Consider the following 1,085-nt stretch of genomic DNA (forward strand, 5'->3'; position numbering starts at 1 on the left):
ACGGCGTTGCCGATGAAGTTGGTCAGCGAGCGGCACTCGCTCATGAAGCGGTCGACGCCGAGGATCAGGGCCATGCCGGCGACCGGGACGCTGGGGACCACCGAGAGGGTGGCGGCCAGGGTGATGAAGCCCGCGCCGGTGACGCCGGCCGCGCCCTTCGACGACAGCATGGCCACGCCCAGCAGGGCCAGCTGGTCGCCCAGCGACAGGTGCACGCCGGTGGCCTGGGCGATGAACAGCGCCGCCAGGGTCATGTAGATGTTGGTGCCGTCGAGATTGAACGAGTAGCCGAGCGGAACCACGAGGCCGACCACCGGCTTGGCGCAGCCGGCCTTCTCCATCTTCTCCATCAGGCTGGGCAGGGCCGATTCCGAGGAGCTGGTGCCCAGCACCAACAGGAGCTCGCTCTTGAGGTAGCGCAGCAGCTTGAGGATCGAGAAGCCGTTGAAGCGGGCCACCGCCCCCAGCACCACCAGCACGAAGATCGCCGAGGTGGCGTAGAAGGTGCCCACCAGCGCGGCCAGGTTCACCACCGAGCCGATGCCGTACTTGCCGATGGTGAAGGCGAAGGCCCCGAAGGCGCCGACCGGGGCGGCCTTCATCAGGATGGCCACCAGCTTGAAGAAGGCGTGGGCCGTGGCTTCCAGGAGGTCGATCACCGGCTGGCCGCGGTCGCCGACCAGGGCCAGGGCGACGCCGAAGGTCACCGAGAAGAACAGCACCTGCAGGATCTCGCCCTCGGCGAAGGCCCCGGCCACGGTGGCGGGGATGATGTGCAGCAGGAAGCCGACGATGGTGGTCTCGTGAGCCTTGGCCGCATAGTCGGCGATCTTGTCGCTGTGCAGGCTGGCCGGGTCGACGTTCATGCCCGAGCCGGGCTGGACCACGTTGGCCACGATCAGGCCGACGATCAGGGCCAGGGTCGAGAAGGTCAGGAAATAGGCGAAGGCCTTCAGCGCCACGCGGCCGAACCGCCCCAGGTCGCGCATGCCGGCGATGCCGGTGACCACGGTCAGGAAGATCACCGGGGCGATGACCATCTTCACCAGCTTGATGAAGGCGTCGCCCAGCGGCTTCAGGTCGGC

General features: G+C 67.9%; 1 protein-coding gene. It reads right to left on the reverse strand.

Features of this window, described 5'->3' with window-relative positions; all coding sequences use genetic code 11:
* Nucleotides 1–1,085 (reverse strand): C4-dicarboxylate transporter DctA (dctA, locus tag V6S85_RS26510; RefSeq protein WP_334350812.1); only part of this gene is annotated, 1,085 nt, incomplete at both ends.

Origin of the sequence: Caulobacter sp. CCNWLW153 (assembly GCF_036889365.1) — a bacterium.
In the GTDB taxonomy this organism is placed as follows: Bacteria; Pseudomonadota; Alphaproteobacteria; order Caulobacterales; family Caulobacteraceae; genus Caulobacter; species Caulobacter radicis.